Source organism: Paenibacillus sp. MER 180 (assembly GCF_023713665.1).
Lineage (GTDB): Bacteria > Bacillota > Bacilli > Paenibacillales > Paenibacillaceae > Paenibacillus_B > Paenibacillus_B suaedae.
This window is the reverse complement of the sequence record NZ_JAMAVT010000006.1, coordinates 16,963-43,390: the sequence shown is the minus strand read 5'-3', so window position 1 is coordinate 43,390 and position 26,428 is coordinate 16,963. Positions and strand designations below refer to the sequence as shown.

The 26,428-nt window shown below is 45.6% G+C and carries 26 protein-coding genes; 2 read left to right on the top strand and 24 right to left on the bottom strand.

All coding sequences use genetic code 11. The features are described 5' to 3' along the window. Positions 1 to 9: 9 nt before the first annotated feature. Both M3661_RS11615 and pdhA read right to left on the bottom strand, forming a co-directional pair. Positions 10 to 987, bottom strand: a complete 978-nt coding sequence (locus tag M3661_RS11615; protein WP_021253886.1) for an alpha-ketoacid dehydrogenase subunit beta — start codon at positions 985 to 987, stop codon at positions 10 to 12. Positions 988 to 1,081: 94 nt separating this feature from the next. Further along, entirely contained in the window at positions 1,082 to 2,149 is a 1,068-nt protein-coding gene (gene pdhA / locus M3661_RS11610; protein ID WP_021253887.1) for a pyruvate dehydrogenase (acetyl-transferring) E1 component subunit alpha, read from the bottom strand. 320 nt (positions 2,150 to 2,469) lie between these two features. On the opposite strand from pdhA, the gene M3661_RS11605 reads away from it, so the two are divergent. Further along, a complete protein-coding gene (locus M3661_RS11605) occupies positions 2,470 to 3,201 on the top strand; it encodes an alpha/beta hydrolase (RefSeq protein ID WP_251485031.1) in 732 nt (243 codons plus the stop codon). Between the two features lie 120 nt (positions 3,202 to 3,321). Here the strand turns inward: M3661_RS11605 and M3661_RS11600 are convergent, their stop codons facing one another. Then, positions 3,322 to 3,816: a low molecular weight protein-tyrosine-phosphatase gene (locus tag M3661_RS11600; RefSeq protein ID WP_083189222.1), complete on the bottom strand. Its 495-nt coding sequence runs from the start codon at positions 3,814 to 3,816 to the stop codon at positions 3,322 to 3,324. Between the two features lie 216 nt (positions 3,817 to 4,032). Between M3661_RS11600 and M3661_RS11595 the strand changes: the two genes are divergently transcribed. Next, positions 4,033 to 4,701 (top strand): thiamine diphosphokinase, encoded by a 669-nt coding sequence (locus M3661_RS11595; RefSeq protein ID WP_081819932.1) that lies wholly within the window; start codon positions 4,033 to 4,035, stop codon positions 4,699 to 4,701. Positions 4,702 to 4,835: 134 nt separating this feature from the next. Here M3661_RS11595 and M3661_RS11590 read toward each other — a convergent pair whose 3' ends face one another. The 21 genes from M3661_RS11590 to rnz all read right to left on the bottom strand — a co-directional run bounded on the left by M3661_RS11590 (position 4,836) and on the right by rnz (position 26,256). Continuing rightward, a complete protein-coding gene (locus M3661_RS11590; RefSeq protein ID WP_251485023.1) occupies positions 4,836 to 5,423 on the bottom strand; it encodes a chromate transporter in 588 nt (195 codons plus the stop codon). After that, a complete protein-coding gene (locus M3661_RS11585; RefSeq protein ID WP_251485022.1) occupies positions 5,420 to 6,058 on the bottom strand; it encodes a chromate transporter in 639 nt (212 codons plus the stop codon). The genes M3661_RS11590 and M3661_RS11585 overlap by 4 nt, the downstream gene beginning before the upstream one ends. A 266-nt stretch (positions 6,059 to 6,324) precedes the next feature. Next, complete coding sequence (locus tag M3661_RS11580) at positions 6,325 to 7,299, bottom strand: hypothetical protein (RefSeq protein ID WP_251485020.1); 975 nt, start codon at positions 7,297 to 7,299, stop codon at positions 6,325 to 6,327. Next, complete coding sequence (locus M3661_RS11575) at positions 7,286 to 7,837, bottom strand: hypothetical protein (RefSeq protein ID WP_251485018.1); 552 nt, start codon at positions 7,835 to 7,837, stop codon at positions 7,286 to 7,288. Before M3661_RS11575 ends, M3661_RS11580 begins: the two co-directional genes overlap by 14 nt. An 11-nt stretch (positions 7,838 to 7,848) precedes the next feature. Continuing rightward, positions 7,849 to 8,223, bottom strand: a complete 375-nt coding sequence (locus M3661_RS11570; RefSeq protein WP_065291678.1) for a hypothetical protein — start codon at positions 8,221 to 8,223, stop codon at positions 7,849 to 7,851. 99 nt (positions 8,224 to 8,322) lie between these two features. Continuing rightward, entirely contained in the window at positions 8,323 to 8,793 is a 471-nt protein-coding gene (locus M3661_RS11565) for a hypothetical protein (RefSeq protein ID WP_021253895.1), read from the bottom strand. A gap of 18 nt (positions 8,794 to 8,811) precedes the next feature. Continuing rightward, positions 8,812 to 10,641, bottom strand: coding sequence for a GTPase SAR1 (locus M3661_RS11560; protein WP_251485016.1), 1,830 nt, complete (start codon positions 10,639 to 10,641; stop codon positions 8,812 to 8,814). A 196-nt stretch (positions 10,642 to 10,837) separates the two neighbouring features. Further along, positions 10,838 to 12,760, bottom strand: coding sequence for an ATPase, T2SS/T4P/T4SS family (locus M3661_RS11555; protein WP_251485014.1), 1,923 nt, complete (start codon positions 12,758 to 12,760; stop codon positions 10,838 to 10,840). 3 nt (positions 12,761 to 12,763) lie between these two features. Beyond that, a complete protein-coding gene (locus M3661_RS11550; RefSeq protein ID WP_251485011.1) occupies positions 12,764 to 13,543 on the bottom strand; it encodes a hypothetical protein in 780 nt (259 codons plus the stop codon). Between the two features lie 31 nt (positions 13,544 to 13,574). Next, positions 13,575 to 14,312 (bottom strand): ParA family protein, encoded by a 738-nt coding sequence (locus tag M3661_RS11545; protein WP_251485010.1) that lies wholly within the window; start codon positions 14,310 to 14,312, stop codon positions 13,575 to 13,577. Between the two features lie 60 nt (positions 14,313 to 14,372). After that, complete coding sequence (locus M3661_RS11540) at positions 14,373 to 15,629, bottom strand: SAF domain-containing protein (RefSeq protein WP_065291683.1); 1,257 nt, start codon at positions 15,627 to 15,629, stop codon at positions 14,373 to 14,375. Further along, a complete protein-coding gene (locus tag M3661_RS11535; RefSeq protein ID WP_251485007.1) occupies positions 15,626 to 17,152 on the bottom strand; it encodes a serine/threonine protein kinase in 1,527 nt (508 codons plus the stop codon). The genes M3661_RS11540 and M3661_RS11535 overlap by 4 nt, the downstream gene beginning before the upstream one ends. A 188-nt stretch (positions 17,153 to 17,340) precedes the next feature. Continuing rightward, positions 17,341 to 18,411 (bottom strand): SAM-dependent methyltransferase, encoded by a 1,071-nt coding sequence (locus M3661_RS11530; RefSeq protein ID WP_065291685.1) that lies wholly within the window; start codon positions 18,409 to 18,411, stop codon positions 17,341 to 17,343. Positions 18,412 to 18,708: 297 nt separating this feature from the next. Beyond that, positions 18,709 to 19,077: a thioredoxin family protein gene (locus tag M3661_RS11525; protein WP_251485004.1), complete on the bottom strand. Its 369-nt coding sequence runs from the start codon at positions 19,075 to 19,077 to the stop codon at positions 18,709 to 18,711. After that, positions 19,074 to 19,415: a cyclic-phosphate processing receiver domain-containing protein gene (locus tag M3661_RS11520; RefSeq protein ID WP_065291686.1), complete on the bottom strand. Its 342-nt coding sequence runs from the start codon at positions 19,413 to 19,415 to the stop codon at positions 19,074 to 19,076. Before M3661_RS11520 ends, M3661_RS11525 begins: the two co-directional genes overlap by 4 nt. A gap of 72 nt (positions 19,416 to 19,487) precedes the next feature. Then, positions 19,488 to 20,399, bottom strand: a complete 912-nt coding sequence (locus tag M3661_RS11515; protein ID WP_251484991.1) for a deoxyribonuclease IV — start codon at positions 20,397 to 20,399, stop codon at positions 19,488 to 19,490. Further along, complete coding sequence (locus M3661_RS11510; RefSeq protein WP_072728389.1) at positions 20,380 to 21,267, bottom strand: DNA-formamidopyrimidine glycosylase family protein; 888 nt, start codon at positions 21,265 to 21,267, stop codon at positions 20,380 to 20,382. The genes M3661_RS11515 and M3661_RS11510 overlap by 20 nt, the downstream gene beginning before the upstream one ends. An 83-nt stretch (positions 21,268 to 21,350) precedes the next feature. Then, on the bottom strand, positions 21,351 to 22,184 hold the full coding sequence (locus M3661_RS11505; protein WP_311279559.1) for an HAD-IIA family hydrolase: 834 nt from the start codon (positions 22,182 to 22,184) through the stop codon (positions 21,351 to 21,353). Between the two features lie 472 nt (positions 22,185 to 22,656). Further along, positions 22,657 to 23,751, bottom strand: a complete 1,095-nt coding sequence (locus M3661_RS11500; protein ID WP_065291690.1) for a Gfo/Idh/MocA family protein — start codon at positions 23,749 to 23,751, stop codon at positions 22,657 to 22,659. Positions 23,752 to 24,222: 471 nt separating this feature from the next. Continuing rightward, the gene (locus M3661_RS11495; RefSeq protein WP_251484988.1) at positions 24,223 to 25,218 is read right to left on the bottom strand and encodes a metal-dependent hydrolase; all 996 of its coding nucleotides are present in this window, start codon (positions 25,216 to 25,218) and stop codon (positions 24,223 to 24,225) included. 120 nt (positions 25,219 to 25,338) lie between these two features. After that, positions 25,339 to 26,256 carry a ribonuclease Z gene (gene rnz / locus M3661_RS11490; RefSeq protein WP_251484985.1) on the bottom strand — a complete coding sequence of 306 codons (918 nt, stop codon included), beginning with the start codon at positions 26,254 to 26,256 and terminating at the stop codon, positions 25,339 to 25,341. Positions 26,257 to 26,428: the final 172 nt, after the last annotated feature.

Sequence of the window (26,428 nt, the reverse complement as noted above, 5' to 3'; positions counted from 1 at the left end):
GGTTCTATCTTAGAAGTTCAATACTTTGTTGACGCCTGCTACGATACGAGCTGGTGATGGCAACCATTGATCTTCGATTTGTGCGAAAGGATACACTGTATCTGGACCTGCAATTCGAAGTACAGGTGCTTCCAAGTGAAGAATCGCTTTTTCGTTGATTTGTGCAATAACTTCTGCAGCTACGCCGGAAGTCTTTTGCGCTTCTTGTACCACAATTGCGCGGTTCGTCTTCTTGATAGACTCAACGATTGTGTCGATATCAAGCGGCGCCAATGTGCGAAGGTCGATAACTTCTGCTTGCACGCCTTCTTTTTCAAGTTCAGCAGCAGCTTTCATTGCTGTGTGAACCATCAAGCCGTATGCAAGAATTGTTACGTCTTTACCTTCACGAACAACTTTGGCTTTACCGATTTCAACTGTATATTCGCCTTCTGGCACTTCATCACGGAATGCATGATACAAGTTCAAGTGTTCCATGAAGAATACTGGATCATTGTCACGGATTGCGGAAATCATCAATCCTTTTGCATCGTAAGGGTTGGAAGGAACAATAACCTTGATACCTGGTGTTTGTACCATCAAACCTTCAAGGGAGTCTGTATGCAATTCTGCAGCTTTTACGCCGCCACCGAATGGTGTGCGGAATACGATTGGCGAGTTGTAGCGGCCGCCGGAACGGAAGCGCATGCGTGCTGCTTGAACGCACATTTGGTCAAGTGCTTCATAGATGAAACCTACGAATTGGATTTCAGCAACAGGACGGAAGCCTTGAACGCCCAAACCTACTGCCATACCGCCGATTGCGGACTCTGCAAGCGGAGTATCAAATACACGCTCTTCACCAAATTCTTTTTGCAAACCTTCAGTCGCACGGAATACACCGCCGACATGGCCAACGTCTTCACCAAAGACCACAACATTAGGGTCTCTTTTCAATTCAACGCGCATTGCGTCGCGAATTGCTTCTTTCATATTCATTTGTGCCATTGCTTGTTTCCTCCTTACCGTTATCACAGAACCATATATGGATTCGTTGTCCTCGCATCAACGAGGCCCGTTAACTTTCAGAACGCTGTTCGAATTATTGGAAATCCGCTTTTTGCTCTTCCAAGAATTTCGGAGTAGTTTCGAACATGCTGTCGATCAAGCCTGCAACAGTCATTTTCTCTGTTTTTTCAGCACGTTTGATTTCTTCGTTCACTTTTGCTTTTGCTTCATCTTTTACGCGAGCTGTGTCTTCTTCTGTCCAAAGACCTTTTTTCTCCAAGTATTTGCCGAAGCGCACGAGTGGATCTTTGATTGCCCATTCTGCTTCTTCGTCTTTTGTACGATATTTTGTAGTATCGTCCGCCATGGAGTGTGGACGGTAACGGTAAGTCAACGCTTCGATCAACGTTGCGCCTTCACCTTTGCGTCCGCGTTCTGCAGCGATTTGAACAGCCTTGATAACGGCAAGTACGTCCATGCCGTCTACTTGCATGCCATGGATACCTGCTGCAACGGATTTATGAGCGATCGACTTCGCATTTGTTTGTTTCGCAAATGGAGTTGTGATTGCATAGCCGTTGTTTTGTACGAAGAAGATAACTGGCAAGTTGAATGCGCCTGCGAAGTTCAAGCCTTCGTAGAAATCGCCTTCGGAAGAACCGCCGTCACCTGTGTATGTGATTGCAACCTGTGCTTGCTTTTTCAACTTGAAGCCCATTGCAATACCCATCGCGTGCAAGATTTGCGCGCCGATGATGATTTGCGGCATCATTACGTTAACGCCTTCTGGAATTTGTCCACCATGTTGATGACCACGGGAGTACAAGAAAGCTTGGTACAAAGGCAATCCGTGCCATACGATTTGCGGCATGTCACGATATGCTGGTACAACAAAGTCTTCTTTTTGCAAAGGATATACGCTACCTACCATGGAAGCTTCTTGACCGGACACCGGTGCATAGAAACCAAGGCGGCCTTGACGGCCAAGGTTGATTGCGCGATCATCCCATGTACGTGTAAATACCATACGGTACATGATTTCTTTCAATTGTTCGTCAGTCAGATCCGGAACCATATCCGGGTTAACAATTTCTCCTTCCGGAGACAAGACGGACAACGGTTGAATCTCTTCCGTCTGAACTTCAAATGGGAACTTGCTCATGTTTTTCACCTCAATAAAAGTTTGAAGATTTTGTTTCGCTGTTATAGAATTATTATACACCTGTTTTAGTCGATTGGTCAAAAGAAAACGCGAAAAAAGTGAACATTTTGTTGAATTGTTGTTATAACAGCTGTTGTTTCGGACTATAACAGGGTGTTACAAATTTGTGAACTCACTCACATAGTCGATACTTGTTCGCGGACATTATATAGTAGAAAGTCAAAGATTCTTATTTCTTTCCTATAGCGAGTCCCTAATCAAGACCATCGAAATTAGTATTCACCAACATTGATAAAATTTTGCATGAGGCGGTGCTATGCATGTCAGATTCTTCAATATTCAAGAGAACCATTGTAAAACACGACATTCCAAGCAAATATCTTGAAGGAGGCAGTCGTCACGTTCGCGTCTATTTGCCGCCAGGATATCAGGAAATACTCAGTTATCCCGTTGTCTATTGTCAGGACGGAGAAGATTTCTTTAATTTTGGTCGTATTGCGACACACGCGAATCAGCTCATTATCGAAGGTGACATGGAGCCATTCATCATCGTTGGAGTTGATGTGAATAAGAAAATCCGTACTTCTGAGTATTCCCCGGATGGAGAACGATTTGAATCCTATACTCGCGCCTTTGCAGAAGAGATTGTACCTGCAATTGAGCGAATGTATCCAGTACGCACCGATTGGACAGAAATCACGCTCGCAGGTGATTCACTCGGTGGCACTGTTTCCCTACACCTAGCGCTAAAATATCCTGACAAATTCCGTCAGGTAATCTCCTTGTCCGGCGCCTACTACCCATACTCGCAGCAGCTTATCGCGCAGGAGCAGGATCTATCATGGCTGCATCTCTTTATGATCGTCGGTCTGCAAGAGACTGCGTTCACAACCGATACAGGGACTTATAATTTTGTTGAATTAAATCGGGATACACACAAGCTGTTTACGGATCGAAATGCTCATGTTCTCTATGGCGAGCATGAAGGGCATCATTTGTGGGGATTCTGGCAAAAACACGTCCCAGATGCTCTTCGTCATTTTTTTGACTAGCTGCTTGTCCATTTCCATATGAGCATACAAGCATTGATGAGGAACACCCCTATTAAACATAAAAAAAGTAGTGGCACACAAGGATGTATGTCACTACTTTTCATCAAACCCATAAATATTTTATAACATGAAAGGATGTTCCTCTTTAATCCGCTCTAACAATCGTACACACCCCGCTTGAACTAAACGATATACTTCTTCAAAGTTGCCTGTATAGTACGGATCAGGCACCTCTTCACGGTTCTCTTCAGGAAGCAAAGTCATAAATCGCAGAACTTCAGATGTTCTGTTGTCCGAGCCTTCCCACGCCAGCACATTTTGTTCGTTGCTCGGATCCATACATACGATGTACGTATAAGTTTGAAAATCTGTCGGATGAAGCTGTCGTGCTCTCATCCCTTCATAAGTAATCCCGTGTTCGTCCAATAGCTTGCGAGTTCCTTCATGCGGAGGATGACCTATATGCCAATCTCCTGTTCCTGCTGAATCCACCTGAATCACCTGTTCTAAGCCTGCTTGCTCCACTTGCTCACGGAATACAGCTTCAGCCATAGGAGAACGGCATATATTTCCCAGGCATACGAACAACACGTTCACCTTCGTACTTTCAGCCACGTAACATTCCTCCCTTTTCTATATACCTTAGCTTCTTGCCTTACTTAGTGTTTCATTATGTAAGGTGTATATCCTGTTAAGATTCACTTATTGTATCGGCAGTCTTTATTTATTGCAAATGGATATATTTATTTGGTTCCCCATTCATATTTCGATATAATGGGAGGGATTCAACTTGTCATCATACTTATTGCGATATAAAGGAAGGTCATAACGTTGTCAAACGATCAACAGGTTACTTCAACACCCGCTCATATTGCCATTGTAGCGGGTGGAACCATTTCCGAGAAAATAGCAGACCAGATTCGTACGATGGATTACATCATCGGCGCTGATCGAGGAGCTCTCTATCTGGTACAGCACAACATTATTCCCGATCAGGCCTTAGGAGATTTCGACTCCGTAACAGAGGATGAACGGGAGCATATCCGCGCTTCGAGCCGGAAATACATGGATTGTGACGCCGTCGATAAAAATTATACCGACACCGAACTTGCTTTCAATCATGCTCTCGCAATGAAACCAACGCAAATTACGCTATTCGGCGTAACCGGCACGAGACTTGATCATACGCTGTCTAATATTCATTTATTGCGCAAAGCCGTCGATGAAGGAATTAAGTGTCAAATCGTTGACGAACACAATATCATTATGCTAACGAATTCGAGTGTTACATTACAGACGAATTCCTTCCCGTATGTATCATTGCTGCCACTGAGCTCAACGGTAACTGGTATTACGTTAACTGGATTTAAGTACCCGCTTCATGATGCAACCCTGCAGATTGGACAATCCCTAGGAATAAGCAACGAATGGGATGACGGTGATACTGCTTCGGTTCGTGTGCGAGAAGGCTACCTCTTAATTATTTGCAGTCGCGATTAATATAAAGTGGATTTCCATCTCTGTCAAAGTGTCATTCGTAAAAGGAATACGCCATTCAATCGTTCTATGATGTAACTACCTGCGAACGTTCGAATGGCGTATTTTTTATTTGTAAATAATCTTTACATCACCGCTTACAACAACAGCATACCTAGCATGGCTGACAGCAGAACGGTAATCCAAGGCGATTGCCTCCATACAATTAGTGATAATATACCAATTAGCACGATACACATGTGAATCGGACTCGTTACCGATGTTGTGAGGACAGGATCGTAAAATGCTGCAAGCAGCAACCCTACAACAGCGGCATTGATCCCTTGAAAAGCTGCCCGAACACTCCTCCATTGCCGAACATGCGACATATAAGGGAGTATTGCCCCCATTAGCAGGTAAGAAGGGAGAAAAATAAATAAAGTAGCAACGATGGCAAGAACGATTCCAAATCCACCTGAATGAATAGAAGCACCTACAAATGCTGCAAATGTAAACAAAGGCCCTGGTACTGCTTGTGCTGCCCCATACCCTGCGAGCAGTGAAGAATCATCCAGCAACCCTGCCGTCATCAGTTCATGCTTCAGTACAGGAAGGACAACATGTCCGCCACCGAACACCGCTGACCCGGTACGATACATGACTTCCATAAGCTGTGTCACTACACTTGGTATATAATACGCCAGCATTGGCAACCCGATAAGCAGTCCGAAAAATAACAGAGTCATCCATTTTGCAAATGTACGTGAAATGTTTGACTTCCCTTCTTCAATGCACTCATATTGGTTTTGATTGATCCTGATCGCTGGTTCGCTATGTTCCGCCCGATTTCGGAATAGGACGACACCTGCAGCAAGTGACCCCCCATAATAAGGAGCTGTCCGTAAACACCGGTAAGAAGAAGGGATAGGATTGCGGCAACAATTGCGATCGTTCTTCGAAGCGCGTCAGGTGTCAATTGTTTATTCATTCCCCATAACGCCTGAATAATAATCGGAACTGCCGCAAGCTTCAATCCTTGCAGCCACCCAGGATCTTGATTGGGCAGCCAACTAATTCCGAAGGCAAATAAGGCAAGCAGACAAGCAGACGGCAACGTAAAGCCCAACCACGCCATCGCCCCTCCAAGCCATCCAGCTCTCCTCATACCTATTCCAATTCCAAGTTGGCTGCTGGATGGGCCGGGAAGCATTTGACTAATCGCCTGCAATTCAGCAAACTGCTGATCGTCTAACCATTTCAACTGCTGTACATAGGTTTTATGAAAGTAGCCTATATGCGCAGCCGGCCCTCCAAAAGAAGTCAATCCTAGCCGCAATGCGGTCACAAATGTTTCTCTAACTCCATGCCAATAGGTTCTCATCCGATTCCTGTTACTCCTCTTCTATTTCGCACGAATATATCTTCATTGTTCCTTCATTTCTTATATGATGAGGTACCATCCGAATTGAAGCAATAGATTTACATAATCTTATTATTGTGCAAACTGCGTTTAAATTTGTGAATCAGAACAGCCCCAGCAAATTTACAGTAAAATAAACAACCGCCCTGCTGTTTTCAGGACGGCTCATTAAAACGTCGCTTTGCGATATGTATTACAGCAAAGACCCCTATTAAGTTGAAATCGCATTAGGGACATGATTTCAAAAAATATCCTTGTTTGGCCGCATCAGCTGCTGAATGATAGGATTCCAAAGCATTCGATGGAGCGCATTTTTCGGGGAATGCATACTTAATGCCATTCATGATTACGCCATGATAGTTGTTTCTCTTAAGCAGCCGTGAGCCGCCGAGAGCATAATGATTATACGAAGAATAGCCTAAAGGCAAACCTTGTATGAAGGCCATAACACCCACGTCGTTGATGGTATTATGCCATTCTTCATCTGAAATGGAAGGCAAGGTGAACGTATAGGAGACACCATTTCGTAAAGCCCGTTCGTTGTGTTCATTGATGGTGTTGGCCAGCGCTTGTTGAATGGTATCTACGATTGTCGTACGTCTTACCGCATCAAATAACTGATCATCCTGTAGTATTGGAACATCTGCAGCCGTGCTTTTTAACTCCCGTTGATACCCTGCAAGCCAGCTCCCCGATGATGGACGATACACGGTAACATAGTCATCTAACGTAAATCCGATCACATTTCCACCTTGATCCATAAACCCATAAGGTAACTTCGGCTTCCATACATGCTGCATCTGGGATTCACCATTACGGCCGATATAATCATCCTCTGCATACATATCAACACCATCATAGTCAATGATTGCAATCACCGGAATATATCGCTTCAATTCATCCTGCTTTTTCTCCTCATTCCATAAACCAAAGTTAAGAAATAACGTCATAAAGAATGAATTAACCGCATCATTACGACGCAGTTCCAGCCGCTTCTGTGACTCATATCCTTCCTCCGTTTCCTTCCACACAGCAGATGTCTGCAGTGTACGGGCTGCATCATCAACGGCTTGATTCATAGCGTCATTATACTTCAGTTCAAGCTGCAGCTTGCTCGCTTCCTCTCTTGCTTGTAGCTTATTCACCCAAAACAAAGGGAAACAGATCAGAACAAAGAGTATTGAAAATTTAACTACTTTCATTTCGCACCATTCCTCCGACAGGAATACGAATCCGTTCAGTTGGGCCAAATGAGCCTGTCAGCCAGTCCACAATCATGGCAGCACGTGTTCGATTCGTATTGCTTACGGACACATAGAAATAATCTCCAATGCTCAGCTTATACGTACGGGACGGAGATTCAACAGATTGTCCATCTCCCGGAAACAGCTTTTCCATCAGCATCACTTTATTGTTTAGTTGGTAACGGATTAGAAAGTCCCCTGTAAATGTATTGACTTGAACGGGATCCCTATAGATCGGATCATACTTTTTCTCATAATGCTCAACAACCACATCATATACATTACCCGTCTTCTCCATTTCCGCCATAAAATCATTCCACATGACAGGAGTGATCACTCCCTTATCCCTTACGGCATCTGAGAATGTAGATGCACTTCGCTGCACATACATCGCAGCTAGGTCATCCTGCCGCTGATATGATTCTAATATCGGGTAAAGAAAGAGCAGCAGCACTCCTATCATCACACCAAGCAGCTTAACTACTGCATTGCCCAATCCGCTACCTCCTACCTGAAGATCATTTTACGGATGTCGCCATCTTCATTTCGTTCGATATGAAGATGATATTGTTTCGTTCGTGATATCGAATTGAACTGAATATCCTCAAGGAGGATTGGAGATTTGACGCTCATGCCTTCAACCTCAAGCTCAACATTCTCCCTCAACTGACTGATAAATAGAATGACATCAGCTCCCGTTAATGGCTTAGATCGTATAGGCTCCATCGTAGATCGAACATTCCGATCCTTCACTTGATTGGCATGATCTACTTGTCGAATCGTAAAGGACGTACTTCCAATGAGTTGTAAGGCCCCCGTCAATGCGACCAAAAACAGTATCGATGCTACTGCTAGTTCAGCTATTCGACTCGCATTATGCATACTGCCTCCCTTTTCAAGCACTGATGTCAAAATATAAGTTTCCCAAAATTCCACAGTGGAGATATGTATATAAGAAAACTCAGGGTGACACCCCGAATCCTACTGCTGTTCAAATACAATCCCTCTTGTTACGTTGCTGGAGTCCACGATTAGCTTTGCTTTAAACTTTCCGCTAGGATTCACGTAGTTATCAGATGATTCATTCAATGCCAAATCTATGCTGTCATTTCGATTGTTCCCCGCAATCTCACCGTTCGGCAGCACGTAATATCCATAATGATTTCCATCCGATTTTCCTGCACGATTTTTACCAGTTACAACACGAATCCCGAATTGATCTTGCTTGAAAAATTTACGTATTGCATTAATGACCTGAGAACCGCTAACCGAGGTATTATCATAAACCGTAAATGATGCCTTGCTTAACTCTGTCTGGATCGATGAAAATTCATTTTGAGCCGTTTTTGTCGCTTCCTGCGCACTAACGAACAACAACACAACAATCGTAATTAGTGCAATGGTAAGGAAAATTCCTGCTGCCACCTTCAATGCAGATTGGGCATTATTCATACTTTATACACTCCTTTGTTATAGAGATCGGATTTGTTCAAAGGAAGAACGCATTTGCTCTGCGCTCATCCATACAAGGGGTACCACGAGATACAAAAAAATTAAGGCATACATCGGAGCGAAGCCCAGCCACCTTCCCCAGCCTGCTTTGGCTTCGATACTTGTCTCATAATGCTGTCTAAGCATATCCTGTTCATAGAACCAGTCTTGCTCTGCATCATCGAACGCCTCATTAAGCGGAATATGATTGTGGGCTAGCTCCAGCTTGTCCACAAGCCTGACGAAGTCTGGATATGGCGCATGGATTCGCAGCTGTTGTAGCGCATGATCCGAACCACTCTCCCAATTAAGCAGACACAATTGTAAAGGGCGGCGGAACATAGTCGTGCAGCGACTCATCCACTCCATCATCGATTCAGCCGTCATCCGCTCGAAAGCACGCAGCAGCATGCAAAGAGACTGCATTTGACTGATCTCTGTACGCATATCCAAGTGTCGAATCCGAATACGGATCCGTAGAATCATAACAAATGCATAATATGCACCCCACCCAACGGTGAATGGAAGCAGAACTTCCCACCATGAAACTTTCATCTCACGATGATAAATAGCAAGTGGTACGAGCGACTTCGTCGATTGTTCGATTCGTTGATAGCTCCAGTCTGGGTGTTCCTTCAAGATCGCAGTTTTCAGAGCGAGTTGAAGTCCGTGATTGCCTGTCTCTGGGTTGGAACTTAGTATCCATTGCTTAGTTAACTCCATACTTAGTCCCGCTTCTAGCGATTTGGTATTCAGCTGATTCCATATCCATCGCGTAGATCCCAAGTGCAATGAGACAATTAACACAAAGCAGATTCCACAAGTTACGATCGCGTGTATGAAGCGATGGCCATAGAAATGCCCTAAGGTCATCGATTCGTTTGCTTCATGTAATAAGCGCTGAGCACGCTTAAGTGACCCAATCTGCCTACTGTTCACCCAGACATCCAGTAATCTTCGAATGATTCGCTGCTCCAGCAATCTTCTGATCCACCCAGTGCGCTGTGATTGATCCTCAGCCATCGCGCTTCTCCAATGAAGCTGTTGTAATATGCGATGGCACATCAAGACGGAACAGAAAACTGTTAGTTGCAGACACCAACCAAGCTTCGAATGATAAAACAATTCCATAGATGGAAAATAGGTCGTCGCCCACCTTTCCAGTGGATCTGTGAATAGGACGGGAATAACGGCAATTGCTTTTAATCCCCCAAGCAGATAATCGAGTCGTGCACGCATAACGAGCTCTGTTTGCATTTCACGAACAATCATGGCAAGTCCCTTCAAATAGGAAGAACCATCTGTTCCCTTCGGATCACCATACTCAGCTACCAACTTGGATAAGCCTCCAAGCATCTTATAATAACGATTCGGAGCTGCCTCCTCATAAGCAGCCATAGCGGAATCGGAATCGGGATCGCTAATCAACTTCGCAACACGCTGTAAATGTGGTGCGAGCATCGGGTGCGAGCATTCAATCGTATCTTCTAGTGCAGCATCCACCATCTTGTACCGATGATAGGCATGTCTCATATGCCCAATCGACATGGATGATAAATGAAGAAGCTTCACTTCGGCACGTGTGATCATAACGTCACGATATAGACTTTCCGCCACACTAAGTACAACAATAAGCATGATCCATGACAGCAGATTTTGATCGAAGGAGACGAATATTGAGAGCGCAATGAGAATCGCTATTCCACTCCCTAGCAGTATGGAGGCTGTTCGCTCACGCAATAGCCACTCGTCATAACTGTATAACGGTGCAAGCTGTTGGCGGAGTGACGCCGTCTTCTTTTTTAGCATAGGAACTCTCAAGCTCCAACGATAGACATCCCTCAGCAGTTTTTTATACACTTGTGTGAGAGCCTTAACTCCATTCTGATGTCCATGGGTACGTACCCTATTCTCAGCAATCCCAGTCGACATTAACTTTCTAGACAACATCCATAACATGAAAGAGACAGCTATTGCCCCGCTTGCAATCCATAGTAACAAGCTGCTAACTAGCAACCGAATATCCTCCCTCCTGAGCAAGCCAATCGCGGAATCGTTGCTTATCCTCAGCAGTCATTTCGGCTTCCATCGCTTCTCTCTGGTTCACGGATATCGGGTTCACGAGGTAATATCGGCCTTGATGATATTCGATAATATTTCGGTATGTGAAGGTGCGAGTTCGCATCATATGTCGGTGCACACGCTGTGAGGATTCGATATAGCGATCCCATGTCATGTTCGCATCACTTTGTGTGTCAATCATTTCTTCGCCTTCGTTATGATTAAGAAGTGGAATACATTCTGTAATGCGCTCAATATATCGTTTGCCCTCGACATCCCGAGAGAGATGAACATCGAAGTGAATCACTTGGCTTACCTGCTGCTCGGCTATCGACTCATTATGGAACATTCCCGTCTTAAGCAACGAGTTCCGAAGCGACAGCACCAAATCAGGAAATGTCTTGGCATGATGCGTGAAGACGGTGAACAGGCTTGCGACTTGAGCCATCTGTACCATCCAAGCTGCAACCGGATCCGTTGCCACCTCACCTAAAATATGCACAGTTCCGTCTGTCTTCTTCTGTACGTCCAAACCAGCCTGACCTGCTATGCGCTCTGTCTCTCGGAGCGTAAGGATATTCCTGCTGGGATATAACTTACGAAGATTCAGTTCAAAAGCCTGTTCCTGTACTCGAAGCGGATAGAACGCATAAATCGATTGAATTAATGCCATTAACAGAGTCGTCTTCCCCGATCCTTGCGCACCTGTGATGGCAGTCACTCTCGCCCCTCGCATTAAGAAATGAAGCAATTCAGTAGGAAGCTCAGCGTTCTTGTCTCGTATGAGCTGCTGAAGTGTTACAACCTGCGTATCAAACTTACGAACAAAGAATGACCAAGATTCTGCAAATGGCGGACGTAGCACAACGACACGCGACCCGTCCTTCATATGATTGATCCGATAGCCGTCCGCTTCCGTTAATGATCCAGGTGTCTGGTATTTATATATGTTGTGGCATACCCGGCGCAGTTCAGCCTCCGAACCAAATGATAGGAAGGAAAGTTGAATCGACTTCCCCTTATAGAAGATCCATACACTATCACATGCCCGCTGTAGGCCGCCAGCAACTAAATCCCCTTGATTCTTTGTCGGTGAAGCTGTGTTCGAACTCTGCCAGTAGCCCCCTCTTGTCATGGCTTCATCTGGAATACCACTTACTCCACCTGACACACCATCTATCCGCATGTCGCGTATCTCATCAATAACAGAGAATCCCTTATAACGTTGATACAACCGCTGTGCGATTATCCAGATCCGATCCTCCCAACTGAATTGAAGCCTTTCTAACCGATATGCTGCATCGATATCTTCCTCCGTAATTACATCGTGCATTTGATGAACACCCTGTGCCATCGGTATGCGTTTACGCTCACTCCAGCCATATTTATCGATTAACCTATGCAAGGCATCGAAGCTGTACCGCTTTTTAAAGGCATACAGTAATAGATCAAATTTGTCTTGTGAAGTTAAAAGCTCGGGTCGATCTATCGGTAATAACTGTTCGGAATTGCCTTTGCTGAGCTTAATTTGCTCTTTGAGCATATCCACAATCCATTCCTTAATGTACTCTTTATCCGCGACATCCCCACTGCAGCATTTACGGAGTGTTTTGCGAAGAGAAACACGCCGATTCATTTCACGAGAATATTCTTCTTCATTACGGTACAAATCCAGCGGCAGATCACTCGTCCATGCAAGAAACGTATCCTTCACTGTTTGATCCAGCAAGTCCCATGTCCATTCATCCTTAGTAGGATAAGAGGTGTGTCTGTTAGGGTTACGGAACAAGCGCCAACAAACGAACATCGCTAGGAGCAGAACCGAAACACCCAAAATTGAGGATCCTACATAGCCCCAAATTGACATCCACTATCCACCTGCCTTTCTCCCTTGATGATAGCCGGACTCTTCCAGAATATATTTACTCAGCTTCATATTCTCTAAAATGAATGGGCATCGTTTCCCTCGTTCATGGCGCTGAGATTGGCGCAAATACCAGTCCATCACCATTCTATCGTCTGCAGCATTGCGGTAAGCTGCTGCATACGGCATTGTGAAAAAGGGCTGGTGGAGCGAATACATACGTTTTACGTTCATAGGATTTACCTTCACATCCGCATCATACTGTCCTATCACGAATGCATCTGCGCTTTTTCCTGCTTTCTCCATTGAGATATGGATCTCTGACCGGTTCTGCGGCAACACTGCGATGGTACCTTGCATATTCATTTTGCCAATGAGCTTCAAATCGGTTATATCCTGCTCATTCATATCCCACAGCACAAGATCATATCGTTTGCTCACTAGCCTCTGCACGTGAAGCAGAAGATGCTCATGCAGCGTATCTCCCATCTCCTCTGAGTCATAACCAGGGAGAATATCTAATCGACTCATCACACTTATCATATAGGAGGAGATCGATTCTTCCTCAACTTGATGGTGTCGAAGCATGCGTGCAAGAGCACTCCAGCCGTTCGGAGTTATTAGCCGCCCGCCTGCTCCTGCCTGGCGCATAACATCAAGAGCGGGAGGAAATAGCTTCTCAACTCCTTCCCCTCTTCCTTTGACATGTATGAGCAGCACTTTCATCCGATAGTGCCAAGCGAGACTAATTGCCGTACACGCAGCAACTGTTGTTCCTCCAGCCATGCCTCTTCCGATTGACGAAATCATCCAATGTTTACAGAGCGACATGTTTCATTCGTCCCTTCTTAGGTGTTCTTAAACACTGCTTCCATGCCCGTTCTGTCAGTTTACCGGTGAAATGCTCAGTAAGGATGCGCCAAGCACGCTTCGTAGCACGTGGATAGTTGGATGCTTGCAATTGACCATCCTGAAAATCTGACATGCGTGCAGTCCAATTACGCTCATCTTCTTCAATAGCGATACATTCTCGAGCCCACCGGTGCTCAAATACGGAATAATACCATTCGATCATAAACGCAAACTCATCCTCCGGCATGAGCGAACGCAGGATCATGGGCACGAATTCAAGCTCCTCATCTCCGTCGTATTGCTGCTGGAATGCTTGCAGCCATTCTCTGTTCTTCTGCAATGAAAATCGTTCCATCGTCTGCACAAGCAAGCGAGTGTCGATCTGCTTCCATTGTTCAGCATTACAAAACAATGCGCGATCCGTGTCAATAATGATATGGTCGTAGCCTTCAACACTGCTGCCATGCCGTTCAAGCAACTGAATCATATCGTCCCAAGATATAGCTCCTGACAGCAAATCATAACCATTCCAGTGCATAATAGGTTGCTGAGATTGCATGAGCAGCCCTGTCTCAGTCCCAATCCGTCTTGTTGTTGTTGCATCAACAATAAGCACCTTCTTCTCTAATCTCGTTAGGAACGTCGCTAGCGCCACTACATGATCGCTCTTATCGCAAGCGCCCACGAATATACCGATCGTCATTTTCCTAACTCCTCCTGTATATTCATCTTTATAACTACTCTTTGACAGAAATCCTCTTCGCTACTGCTTCTTTGAGCTCGGTATCGCTTCTGAGAAAATAGAGCTGACCTCTTCCCCTGTCGATACCTCTCCCGTCGATTCTTTATTCAGATTGTCCCGGTTCAGTATCTTATCTTGGTGATTCTCGGCATCATGAGTAATAGTGCTCCCCTTCTTAGCGATGCCTTGCTCACCATTCTTCGGATTTGGCTGTTTTCGAGTATCGTTATCTTGTTGGACTACACCCGTCTCCCGTTGATTTTCATTAGATGACAGATCCGTGGACTGCACGGAATTAGAACCAGGTTGTCCAACAAATGGTGAATTACGAATAGGTGCCCCAGCTCTGCCGGTTAAAGGTGAGTATCCTGAAACTTCAGCCGAACCCTCTCCATGCGTAGAAACATAGCTTGCATCTGTTCGGTTCCCCTCCATGTTGTTCCAACCATCTGCTAGACTCTTGTTGGCACTCTGTCGTTCCCATTCCTTCTCCATCCGTGATCGAACCAATCGTGTCAATGCTGTATCTGCCTTCTTTACAATACTCGGATCCGCCTCAATCAACTTCAACACTTGCTCATTGGCCGGATAATTTGGCACCGCTTCATTTTGTATTTGAGGTTCAATGTATCGCAGCGCATAGATTTGTCCACCATTAACAAAAGCATCGACACAAGCACTTGAGAACAGCAGCCTTTCTTGTTCGTCCATATGTGCCCAAATGGTCGGATATTGCATGCTCTTAATCTCTTTCTTGCTAAGGATGATATAGTCTTGACCATTCGGAAAGCGGATTCGTACGTCAATCATATCCTTCTCTTGCAGTCGTAAAGGAAGCTGAATAACCGCTGTCTCCACCCAGCGCAAATCATCAGACATCTTCCCATCTTCATATAGCATTGTAGATATCACGGGTGTTCGGGGAACCGTGTCAATCTTCAATACTTTCCCGATAATTTGATCAGGATGATTCAACGCCTGTTTCGGGGCTAGGTCTGACGACATCTCAATCTTGGCAATATCATCGGATCGAATGCGCTTGCCTGCAAGAAGTGGCTGATTGAAAACCCAGACGCTTGTTCGTTTTTGCAGTTCAGCATCTGCAAGCTTGCGCAGCTTGGCAATCTCATCTTCATATTGCGCTGCTGCCTTACGCTGTGCCGCATCATTCTGGCCAATTGCCCAATAGTGATACCCTCCTACAAGCAGCCCAGCTACCGCTGCTCCTCCTACCGACGCCGCAATCATCTGCTTGGTCTTCCTCGTCCATCTTCTCAACTTCTTCTCTCTCCTCTCTCTGTTCTATTCCGACTCATCCATCGCCGCAAATGATAGATAAGCCCTCCCCGTTGTATCGGACCAACTAATTGTTCCACCCAAAGGGCTGTATCGTCCGAACATGCGAACGGATCTGCTTGAATCGGAATGTAGGAGGTAACCTTTGCTCCTCGTCCTTTCACTGTTCCACCAGGATAAAAACGATTCGAATAAGGAATGCCTAGTACCCAACGATGGAACCCTCTTCGCTCAAATTCCCCAACGATTGTTGTACAATCACTCTTTCTCCAAGGAGCCAGGCTTCCCACGAGCACAGGGACATGAGCCCTCATGAATTCATCCATTCGTTCTCCATGATCATCACAACCAAGGTCTAACACAATATAGTCATAGAATCCGAGCAAGGGTGGCATTGGATTCGTACCATACTTCCATTCCATGCAATCCACTCCAAACAATTTGAACATATCCCCATCAGCTAAATACAGCTCCTCTTCACCCTCATATTCCTGAGCCAATAATGGAACAAGAGATGGATCTTTAACATTAGCATCGATATATAGCGTCTTCCGCCCCTTCTTCGCAAGCATGGCGGCACACATGAGCGCTGATTGTGTAGTTCCAAGTCCTGAAGCAGCACCCAGAAAAGCAATCACCACCCCTGCATTCGAGGCTTGCCATGTATTGACCTCATCACGGTTAACTCCTTGGCTTTCAGATTGTCCTGAATAGTAACGTCGTAGATGATCAATTAGTTCATCAGCAGTTTGATAGCGTTCTTCAGGCCGCTTTGCGAGTAATCGTGTCAGTACCGAAAAAACGCTCTCTGGCACATCTTCTACCAGCATGGATGCGGTTAGCGGACGCTCTCCCTTCCATATGCCGCCGGTCAACATATGACTAATGAGTGCACCTACCCCATATAGATCCGTTCTTGCATCGGTCTGTTGTCCCCGATATTGCTCCGGAGCAGCAAAGCCTACTGTACCAAGCTTAACCGTATCTTGATTAGATAAAGGATTCACATTCCTAGCGATTCCAAAATCAATAAGTTTCACCTGGCCATCCTTCGCCAGCATAATATTAGATGGCTTTACATCTCGGAATACAACGGGCGGATTCTGCCGGTGCAAATAGGCAAGCGCTTCACATACCGGAATGACAATATGCATCGTCTCTTCAAAACTTAGAGGCTTCATGCGCAGCCGATCCGCTATCGTGTGCCCTTCAATATACTCCATCACCAGATATGCTCTGCCGCTGGCATCAGGTGGATAGAAATCCACAATAAGCGGAAGATGTGGATGTCGAAGCGATGTTAAAATAGATGCTTCATGAACAAGCTGTCTCACATCTTGCGCCGCTGGTCTTGATTCCTTAATCGCCCACTGCTTGCCGATCAATCGCTCGTCATTGGCTAAATATACAACGCTCATTCCCCCTGTTCCGAGCAACCGAACGATTCGATATCTGTCTTGCAATAAGTGTCCTGCCTGCAAATGGTTCGTTATGGAATGCGCCACAATTCTCCCTCCAGGCGACAAAAAAAGCACCCTGATTGCAAACCTATCGGTTTGGAACAATCAGGGTGCTTCCCTTCGCTCATATTCATTTGTTGTTATTTTATGCCATTCGGAAGTATATGTCTAGTCTTTTTTCTAAAGAATACTAAACTTCCCAATCAGGCAATGCCAGTACACCGCAGCATACGCTACATCTTCATCATGTACAGAGTGATTTCATCGCGATTATGGAACAATTGTTTCGCGCGAATAATGTGAAGATGCTCAAGGAACATTTCCTTCACTTCCCGTATTGTCTGCAGCGGTTTTTTGTGCATCAGCTTTACAGTCACAATGACAGTACCGCCTTGCATAACCGAATCCAATAAGCCAATAACAAGCTGCGCTGTAACTTTAGGGCTCCAGCTCATGTCGCATACGAGCAAATCGAATTCTCCAGGTTCCAAAGCCACGTCCCCTGCATTGCTCTTATAGTAAGTCAAGTTCGGATGATCAATCAAGCTTGGATGCATTGCAGCAGGATCGACTGCAGTAACTTGTACGCCTCGCTCCAGAAGAAGACTTGTCCAACCTCCTGGCGCAGCTCCAATATCAAGGGCATTCCGATAAGCCGTAAAGTCCAAACCGAAAGTCCGTTCCGCCTCAAGAAGTTTGAACTTTGCTCGAGATACCTGCCCCTCTTCCTTGCGGAAGCGTACCGTACCTCCTGGCCAATCTGAACCCGCTTCAGCTGTTGTCATGAGGCCTGCATAGCCAACGCCATCATGAATAAATAAGGATACAATTCGCTCGGGATCTTGGATCGCGACAGACGCTCCAGTACGCTCAACAGCAGCACGCAGCGCATCTCGAAGTTCCTTGTCGAGTGAATCACCCGATGCGCTGGAACGAACATGGACGCCTAGTCGCATGCCCTCTATAGGACCTTCTAGATCATGAATCAAATGAGTAAGCAAACTGTCAAATGATTGAACTGTGTCAGTCTGCAATGCTTGAATATCGAATGCAATGTCAACCGGTTGCAAATAGCGAATGAACATCGTCGGCTCAGACTCCATCGCTTGGAATACCTCGTTGCGATCAATAGGCAATTCCATTAGTGCAATTTCACCAGAAACCATCATTCGACTCTTCAACTGACCGAACCTTCTTCGCCACTCTTCCTGCGCGTAGGCAATATAGCCATGATTGGACGTGACGATCCAGTGTGATCCATATTCATAATTTGTGTCTAATTGTAGCGGATGTAATAATTCCAAGCAGTGCAACCTCCAAATGCTAAGCAACTTAACTTGCTTCAGCTGTTTCCATTTCATTATGTTAACCAATTGTAATCTATTTACGTCATTAATTATCTGCCGAAACTACACGATTCGGAACATTTCCTTGCTTAAGACAATCAACACGGGACACCCAATCAGGTGTATCAGATCATTCTGCGTCCGGCCATTAACCAGCATAATCCTTGTATGAAGAACAGCCCTATAAGGACATTCAAATATTCTCTACTGAATGTTTGAGTTACGAGCTGCTCCTTACTCACATTAGGATTAAATTTATGAAGAGGTCTCCTCTTCTCTCCTAGGATTCAAACGTTCATAAATGTAAGATACAGAATGAAAGGCATATATCTTGTCAACGCTGCCCATGCCTTCTCGATGATCCCATACAAGCAGACAAGGGACACTTTCAATTCGTAATGCGTTCACCCATACAGGAATAGAGCTGACATTGACCGCCGCTATTTCCAACTTCGGATTCGTTACTTCTACAATGTTCAGCATCCGAGATGCTAACTGGCAAGTCCCACAAAAAGGACTATGTATGAATACTGCATCCCATTGCCTAAAAAACAGCTCTACAGCAGACAAGCTCTGTGATTGCACCTGTGCTGCCTTCAGCTGTAATTCCGAAATTTCAATCATACCTTATTTCCTCGTATCCGCATCAGCAAAGACTCTGGCATCGGCCCATTAATCAGTTCAACATGCTCAGGTTTATTCGCATAGAGCATCTCGAACATTCGCTTTCTACCAATCATACTCGACGTATGCAAATAAATCGCAGTCTGCGGATATAAGCCACGTACAACCATTTCTCGAACTAGTTCCGTTCCCGTTCGCTCATCTTCACCCAAATCATGATCCAAGGACAGGATCCCCACTTGTTCATGTTCCAATAGCAGAAGGCACTCTTCCGCATTGCGAGCAAGCACGAAGCCTTCTGGACAGCGACGGTAATCATCCAAGTACACATGTATCATCATTATCACTTCCTTACCTATCCGATGCCCATTGATAACAAACAGCAGCATAACTACCGTACAATGATTGGCCTACTGCAAAATATCCTGGATAAGCTTCCATTCCCGCATATGCCCTCCAGAAGCATCGCCTGGCGTCTCCAGCACGAACATGCTTCGCTCCAATTCCTTCGCTCTGAGGAGCTCCGTAAATCCGTCAATTCCAATATACCCTTGCCCCAAATTTGCATGACGATCTTGCTTGGAACGATAGGGCTCGCGAGAGTCATTCAAATGAACTGCATGCACATGTTTCCAAAAGTCATGCTGGTTCCCCGCCATGAGAAGTTCATTCGTTGCAGAGGGGTTCCACAAGCCACTTGCGTACGCATGACAGGTATCGAAGCAAAAACCGATCTTATCGGGATATTGACTGAATTGTCGGATACTCACCAATTCTTCCAACGTAGCACCTAACCCACCGTGATTCCCGGCCTGATTCTCAATCAGCAGCTTAGATCGACCACTCCATACGGAAAGAACAGTGTTCAGTGTAACAATAATATTTTCGTAGCAACTCAGCTTCTCCGCATCTGTGGCGGGTGTACTTGAGATCCCCTTATACGAACCAAAATGTACGACAATCCCTACCGCTCCACAAGCCTCTGCAATCATAAGATCGTTCAGTAATGACTGAACCGTAAGCTGAAACTTCTCAGGTGAACGGCTTGCATCCACAGCTAAATTTGTCGGATATGGCGTATGAGCAATGGACTGGATGCCATGCTCTGAACAGATTTCACGCGCAGTCTGAGCATCGGCCTCATATCCGCTTTTGATCGATAAGCCTCGCGGATTTTTGCTAAAAAACTGATAACTTCGAACTCCTGCTTCCTGCTGCAGTTGAACTGCCAATCGCGCTGCGTGCGCATATCCTCCCCGTAATGGCAAATGACAACCAAATGCGCGCGCAGCATGGCGGGATTCATTCTTGTTCGGAGCCATCCGCTGCAGGATCAATCTGGCAATGTGGACAGAAGTTCGCAGGACGACGTTGAATCATCGTGACTTCAATCGCTGTGCCGCATTTCGGACAAGGTTCTCCTGTCTTGCCATGAATGGTTATGCCCGTTGTTTCCCCTGTTTCGGGCTGGTGCTGTTGTGTCTGCGTATTCACTAAACCATCTTGCTCAATTTCAATATGCAACACATCAAGCATCGCGTAAAACACACGATTCCAATGTTCTGATTCAAGCTTCTCCGTACGTACAGTTGGGAGCAGTCCAGCAGCAAATGCGATATCATCCGCCAACTGACTTCCTATCCCAGCGATAATGTTCGGATTGGTCAATGCGGACTTCAAAGTCGTACGACGCTTAGCGAACCGCTGAGCGAAGCGCTCTGCTGTCAAATAGCGAGATAATGGGTCTGGCCCCATCTCGAGATGCATTTCCTCCACCTGCTTCGCTGTTAACCACATAATCTGGCAGCTTCGTGCACCATGAATGTACATCTGTGCATGATCGGTAGTAATTGCGAATTGTGCATGGGAGACATCAAGTTGTTGTTCTTCATCTGGTTCTATATGTCCTGATGCTCCTTGAGCAACTGCTTGAAGGGTAGAAACTGCTTCCATACGACTACCGGTTCCTACATGAAGAACAAGCCTACGGCCATCATCAAGATGCAATATTAAATCTGTCCCTTTGCGTTCAATATACAGAATTTGTCTTCCAACCAAGCCATTTGTCAAGCTATGGAGATCCGTATTCAACCAAGATTCACGCTGTACATGAAGGCTGCGAATGCGTTCTCCAGTAATCAACTGATCCAGCTGTTTGCGGTAGCGTTCCATTTCTGGAATTTCCGGCACCTTGCATCTTCCTTCCTAATCACTTTCATGATCGCCTTGTATTTTATGTTATTAATTAAATCATTCACATTCCAAGATATACATTATAGCATTTCCTTAATGAACCATTCACGTACTTGCTTCATGTTATGAAACACCATGTTTGGCTCCACACCGGCACGAGCACAAAATGAATCATAATTGTCAGGCGTCGTTACTCCTGTATAGGTAAGTGCTGTGCGGCATCCTGCATTCGCTCCAGCAAGAATATCAGTCATCATATTGTCTCCAATAACGATAACGTCCTGTGCCGTACACCCAAGCCTATTCATTGCTTCATCCATAATAATTTCACTTGGTTTCCCGATAATAATAGGTTCCACACTAGAAGCGGATTGGAGAGCGGCACCTATTGTACCTGCTCCAGGGGAAAATCCACGATCTGATGGCAGCATAACATCTGGATTAGTCAAGATGGATACGGCTCCCCCACGTAGGGCACAAGCAGCTGCCTCCAATTTGGCATAAGTCAAGCTCCGATCCAAGCCCTGAACGACAACTCCAATCTCAGAATTCCACACATCATCTACTTGATCCGTCCACGATATTCCGGTATCCTCCAGCGCCTGCTGCAAGCCAAGCTCGCCTATCATGAATACCATTTTATCCGAAAATCTCTTCTGAATATACGATGCAGCCGCTTGAGCAGAGGTGAGAACATCTTGAGCACCCGCAGAAATACCAAATTGCTGCAAGTGATTTGCCACTTCTTCCGGCGTGCGCGTTGAATTGTTTGTTACGAACAGATAAGGAACTCTAAGTTGGCCAAGCTCCTCTATTAGCTTGTCCGCTCCTTCAATCGGAGAAGTCCCATGATACATGGTTCCATCTAAATCGATAAGCGCATATATGCTGTTGCGCGATTTTTCTGTCATCATTTCTATACACGTTCCTTCCTTGCCTAACACATGCCTGCAGCATGCTGTGGAAAATAGCAACCTACCTGCAAGAACAATCGTTCCACCATCTAATGGGAAGTACTCATCAAATCATCGAATAGAGAATCTGAAAATCCCCCAGCACATATTGGATTCAAAATCAAAACCTGTCTGGAGTCCCCCACAGATTGCTGCCCTGATATCCATAGCATCAAAGCCCATACAGTTGAATCAATGCTAGTATACGCAATTCCGAGCCAAAAGGACAGAGCCCCTTATCAAATCCAAGGGCGATTCCTATTCGTTTCCTATTGATTGTAGAGAACTCCCGCCGCTAGTGAGTGTTCCGATACATAGAACAGACGCGATGAAATAGAACAACTCCCGCTATTCCCATGTAGAGGGGCGGGAGCCATGCTTGGCGTGTTGGGATTGAATATCTTGCGCCTACATTCTGTGTACTTCTGAATGTTTACCGCTGCTTCCGTGCTTGTGAGGCGTGAATCACTTGATCTACCAAGCGTTCTACGACAAGCCCATCTTCAAGTGTTGGAGCCAAGTTATCCCAACGTTCATCCCCGCAGTGGCGCAAAATAAAGTGATGCAGCGCAGCGAAATGACTGTCCTGGAATATGCCCATTGTTGCCTTCTCATCAGGAAGCAGTGCAAGTGATTCTGGTTCTGGTGTCGCCCCATGACGACCGCTGACTAGATGCAGCTGCGGTTTCTTATCGGTTTCCAAATCGCAAGTGATGCTGCCCTTCGTTCCAACAATGTGCACACGGAACGCATCCTCACCTAATGCAATACGGGATACTTCCACGATTCCTTGAATGCCTTGCTCTGTTACATAATTCATAAGTGCCCAATCATCTACATGAACAGCCAACCGTTCGTCCGTTCCGTTTCCTGCTCTACGGCTCTTAATAAATGTTTCGGTATTGCCATCCACACTCTTCATTTCACCAAACCAATGACGGAGTAAATCAAGTGCATGAACACCGATATCCGTAATAGCTCCTCCTCCAGATAACGAGTTGTCTACCCGCCAACTGTAAGGCCTGGCATCACTTAAATATCCTGAACGCAAATATGCCAGTCTGCACTGAAGCACATCGCCGATAATCCCTTCTTCCAGCCATGCCTTTATCCGCATAACTGCCGGATGATAACGATAGACAAATGCAAGCTGCTGTGTCAGTGTTGAAGGGACATCCTTCAGCAATTGCGCGGTAGAAGCGGCACTTTCTGTTACTGGCTTCTCGCAATAGATGGCTTGATTATATTGAACCGCCATACGGACTTGCTCAGCATGGAGCGCATTTGGCGTGCAAATGCTAATTGCTTCCGCTCCATCGTATTGCAAAGCTTCTTCCAAGGAGGAAGTAACATGTACAAAGCCAATTTGGCGTGCCTGATCCAACGTCTGTTCAGGTCGACGGGTAACGAGTGTATTCAATACCGGTGTAACGGGAAGCTGCTTGATAATCGGCATCGTACGCAGTGCAATCATATGCGTCTTAGCGATATTTCCGAAGCCTACGATCGTAAATCCAAGTGTATTCATAGCAGATCCACCTTCCATGTATCCAGCAACGACTAAGATGTTTCGAATAGAAGTGCCTTGGGAAATGAAATACCTTATTTCTACATTGTAAATAACCATTTCAAGGCTGGCAAGAGCATATATACGGCTCAACAAGGCGTCACTTCGACGAAGAGTGATGTCAGAGACTGTCGATTGCAGGCAGTGCGTGATGCAAACAAGCTGCAAGCCGGACTATTTGTCAGGTTCTGCGCTTTCCCGGGAAACTTTTTATGTACAATTGCCTTTCTATTCCCCTGCTTTTCCCCTTCCGCTCGTATCAGACTGCTGGATCTCAAGTTAATCGCCAACGACGTGTACCATAACCTTGATGAAAAAGAAAGAAACGGATTGCTCCGTTTCTTGTAGATGAGCCAGTCATTCCTAATGTAGATTCACTTTGCATATTATTCTCAGTTGGAATGTTGCAGCTATTCAAGCTGTACGTTTCTGTTATACATAAGGAGGCTCCCAGCCTTTTTTGCTCCAACCGACTTTCGTTCTAACTACTCGAAGCTGCTCATCAAGCTCTACCTCAACGCCGAACGGCAGCCCTCTTCGATGCCAGAAGCGAACATCATTCCATATGATTTTGTAGCCATCGCTCCAGCGCTGTGTTCGAACGATCACTCGTTCAGCAAATCCAAGAAATGCCCGTACTCCATCTGTCATTAGGGCCGGCTCCATAACTCGGTCGTCTATGAACATTTTGTTGTATATGCTGTGTTTCTCAAAAGTTACAGCTGACGATAACCGCAACGGATTGCAGTGCCGTATCCAACCTGTCTCATAATGCTGTTCATACTCAACAACGTACTGCCAGCTAAGCCAAGTGACCTCTGGAACAAGTTGATAATGAAGGCCGCCTGGAAATTGCTCCTGCAATCGATGCAGGAGACGCTGGTGAACCTTCCAACGCCACACGATATACAACAGAGTCACCGCATATCCTCCGATAAATAACCATGCAGCATCTGTTCGCGTCAGCCATAACCAGCTAATCACCCCTATTAGATGAACGACAAATAAGAAAGGATCAAACAAACATAACACATCAGCATGAAGCCATTTGAGCGAAAAAGGCCTTCCAGCTTGAACTCCATATGCATTCAGCCAGTCCAAGCCAATGTGCACCATGATTGCAAGCCAAGTATACAGCAGAACGAGCGGCCACTCGTCCCCCACTTGAAATAACCATGAGATCGGAAGACCAATGACAATTGGCCATACGAACCATGCTGGAATCGCATGAGTAATGCCCCGATGGTGGCACAAATAGGCAGCATAGCTGCGAACTCGTGTAATTGCATCAAAGTCAGGTGCATGTGAAGCAATGAGTGTGGCGGTCAAGATTGCAGAGAACAATCCCGGCTGCTCCGCAACCTGAGGGTGCAGACAAGCAGCTCCAGCCAATGAAGTCCCAAGCAGCAAATGACTCGCTGTATCCATCCATAACTCCTCCTTAGCATCACGGTTGCTGAACATACAATTGCCTAGGCAATTGCATATCCAACTAACCCAGTTATGGATAGCGTATCGAGGAACCATTAACGGTGCATTGTGGTGATATTAAGATGTTGTAACGATCGTATGTTCATCAGCAAGAACGGTATTAGAAAATAATTCGCACGCCTCCTGCAGCAGTTCCTCCATCCGTTCATCATTGTATCGTGAACTGAAATGGGTTAACGTTAGCTTCTTAACGCCTGCTGATACTGCGATTTGTGCAGCTTGCCGAGCCGTACTGTGGCCAAACTCATTTGCATTTTCACGTTTATCGTCCATGAAGGTTGCCTCATGCACAAGCAGATCAACACCTTGAGCCAACTTGATTGCATTCTCACATGGACGAGTGTCGCCAAGTATCGTCACTGACTTACCGGGAATTGGGCTTCCAAGAACAGAAGACGCTTCTACCAATTCACCAGATGGCAGCACAATATCTTGCCCTCGTTTCAATTGTCCATATAACGGCCCCGGCGGCAGATTCTTTTCTTTTAACAGATTCAAATCAAGTCTGCCTGGCCTCTCCTTTTGCTGCACGCGATAACCCAAGGATAGAACACGGTGTTCAAGAGGCAGTGCCGTAACCGCAAATTGTTCATCTTCCCAGATGACTCCAGACTCCACCTCCTGAATATGAAGCTCGTAAGGCAGATGCGTTTCACTTAATTCGAACACTGTATGTATAAATCGTTGCAGTCCCACCGGGCCAAAGACGGTGAGTGGAGAAACTCCACCTTGATAGGCTCTACTGGACAATAGTCCCGGTAACCCGAAAATGTGATCCCCGTGCAAATGGGTGATAAAAATAAATTCGCACTTGCCTAGCTTTAATGGAGATTGCAGTACTTGATGCTGGGTTCCCTCTCCGCAGTCGAACATCCAGAAGGATCCGCGTTCCTCATACAGACGAAGCGCCATACCACTTACATTGCGTCTTGTCGTCGGCATTCCCGCTCCTGTTCCCAAGAAGTATATATCCATACTCGTGTAATACCTCCTACTTCTGAAGTAATCAATCCATCTTAAATTGGTGATATGTTTATTTTAAACCTAGTTAACTATTTGTTGTATAAATGATTAACGTGAATAGTATGCCAAACTATGCAAAGATATAATAAGCTCCGCACGCCTACCGGCAATACGGAGCTCATTG

Coding starts and splice junctions, on each gene's coding strand:
- M3661_RS11590 (WP_251485023.1), bottom strand. CDS start 5,423: ATGACTCTGTTATTTTTCGGACTGCTTATCGGGTTGCCAATGCTGGCG.
- pdhA (WP_021253887.1), bottom strand. CDS start 2,149: ATGAGCAAGTTCCCATTTGAAGTTCAGACGGAAGAGATTCAACCGTTG.
- rnz (WP_251484985.1), bottom strand. CDS start 26,256: ATGGATATATACTTCTTGGGAACAGGAGCGGGAATGCCGACGACAAGA.
- M3661_RS11615 (WP_021253886.1), bottom strand. CDS start 987: ATGGCACAAATGAATATGAAAGAAGCAATTCGCGACGCAATGCGCGTT.
- M3661_RS11555 (WP_251485014.1), bottom strand. CDS start 12,760: ATGTCAATTTGGGGCTATGTAGGATCCTCAATTTTGGGTGTTTCGGTT.
- M3661_RS11560 (WP_251485016.1), bottom strand. CDS start 10,641: ATGCTAAAAAAGAAGACGGCGTCACTCCGCCAACAGCTTGCACCGTTA.
- M3661_RS11495 (WP_251484988.1), bottom strand. CDS start 25,218: ATGGATACAGCGAGTCATTTGCTGCTTGGGACTTCATTGGCTGGAGCT.
- M3661_RS11585 (WP_251485022.1), bottom strand. CDS start 6,058: ATGAGAACCTATTGGCATGGAGTTAGAGAAACATTTGTGACCGCATTG.
- M3661_RS11525 (WP_251485004.1), bottom strand. CDS start 19,077: ATGATTGAAATTTCGGAATTACAGCTGAAGGCAGCACAGGTGCAATCA.
- M3661_RS11580 (WP_251485020.1), bottom strand. CDS start 7,299: ATGAAAGTAGTTAAATTTTCAATACTCTTTGTTCTGATCTGTTTCCCT.
- M3661_RS11550 (WP_251485011.1), bottom strand. CDS start 13,543: ATGGCTGGAGGAACAACAGTTGCTGCGTGTACGGCAATTAGTCTCGCT.
- M3661_RS11515 (WP_251484991.1), bottom strand. CDS start 20,399: ATGGCTCCGAACAAGAATGAATCCCGCCATGCTGCGCGCGCATTTGGT.
- M3661_RS11565 (WP_021253895.1), bottom strand. CDS start 8,793: ATGAATAATGCCCAATCTGCATTGAAGGTGGCAGCAGGAATTTTCCTT.
- M3661_RS11520 (WP_065291686.1), bottom strand. CDS start 19,415: ATGATACATGTGTACTTGGATGATTACCGTCGCTGTCCAGAAGGCTTC.
- M3661_RS11505 (WP_311279559.1), bottom strand. CDS start 22,184: ATGATGACAGAAAAATCGCGCAACAGCATATATGCGCTTATCGATTTA.
- M3661_RS11500 (WP_065291690.1), bottom strand. CDS start 23,751: ATGAATACACTTGGATTTACGATCGTAGGCTTCGGAAATATCGCTAAG.
- M3661_RS11605 (WP_251485031.1), top strand. CDS start 2,470: ATGTCAGATTCTTCAATATTCAAGAGAACCATTGTAAAACACGACATT.
- M3661_RS11570 (WP_065291678.1), bottom strand. CDS start 8,223: ATGCATAATGCGAGTCGAATAGCTGAACTAGCAGTAGCATCGATACTG.
- M3661_RS11545 (WP_251485010.1), bottom strand. CDS start 14,312: ATGACGATCGGTATATTCGTGGGCGCTTGCGATAAGAGCGATCATGTA.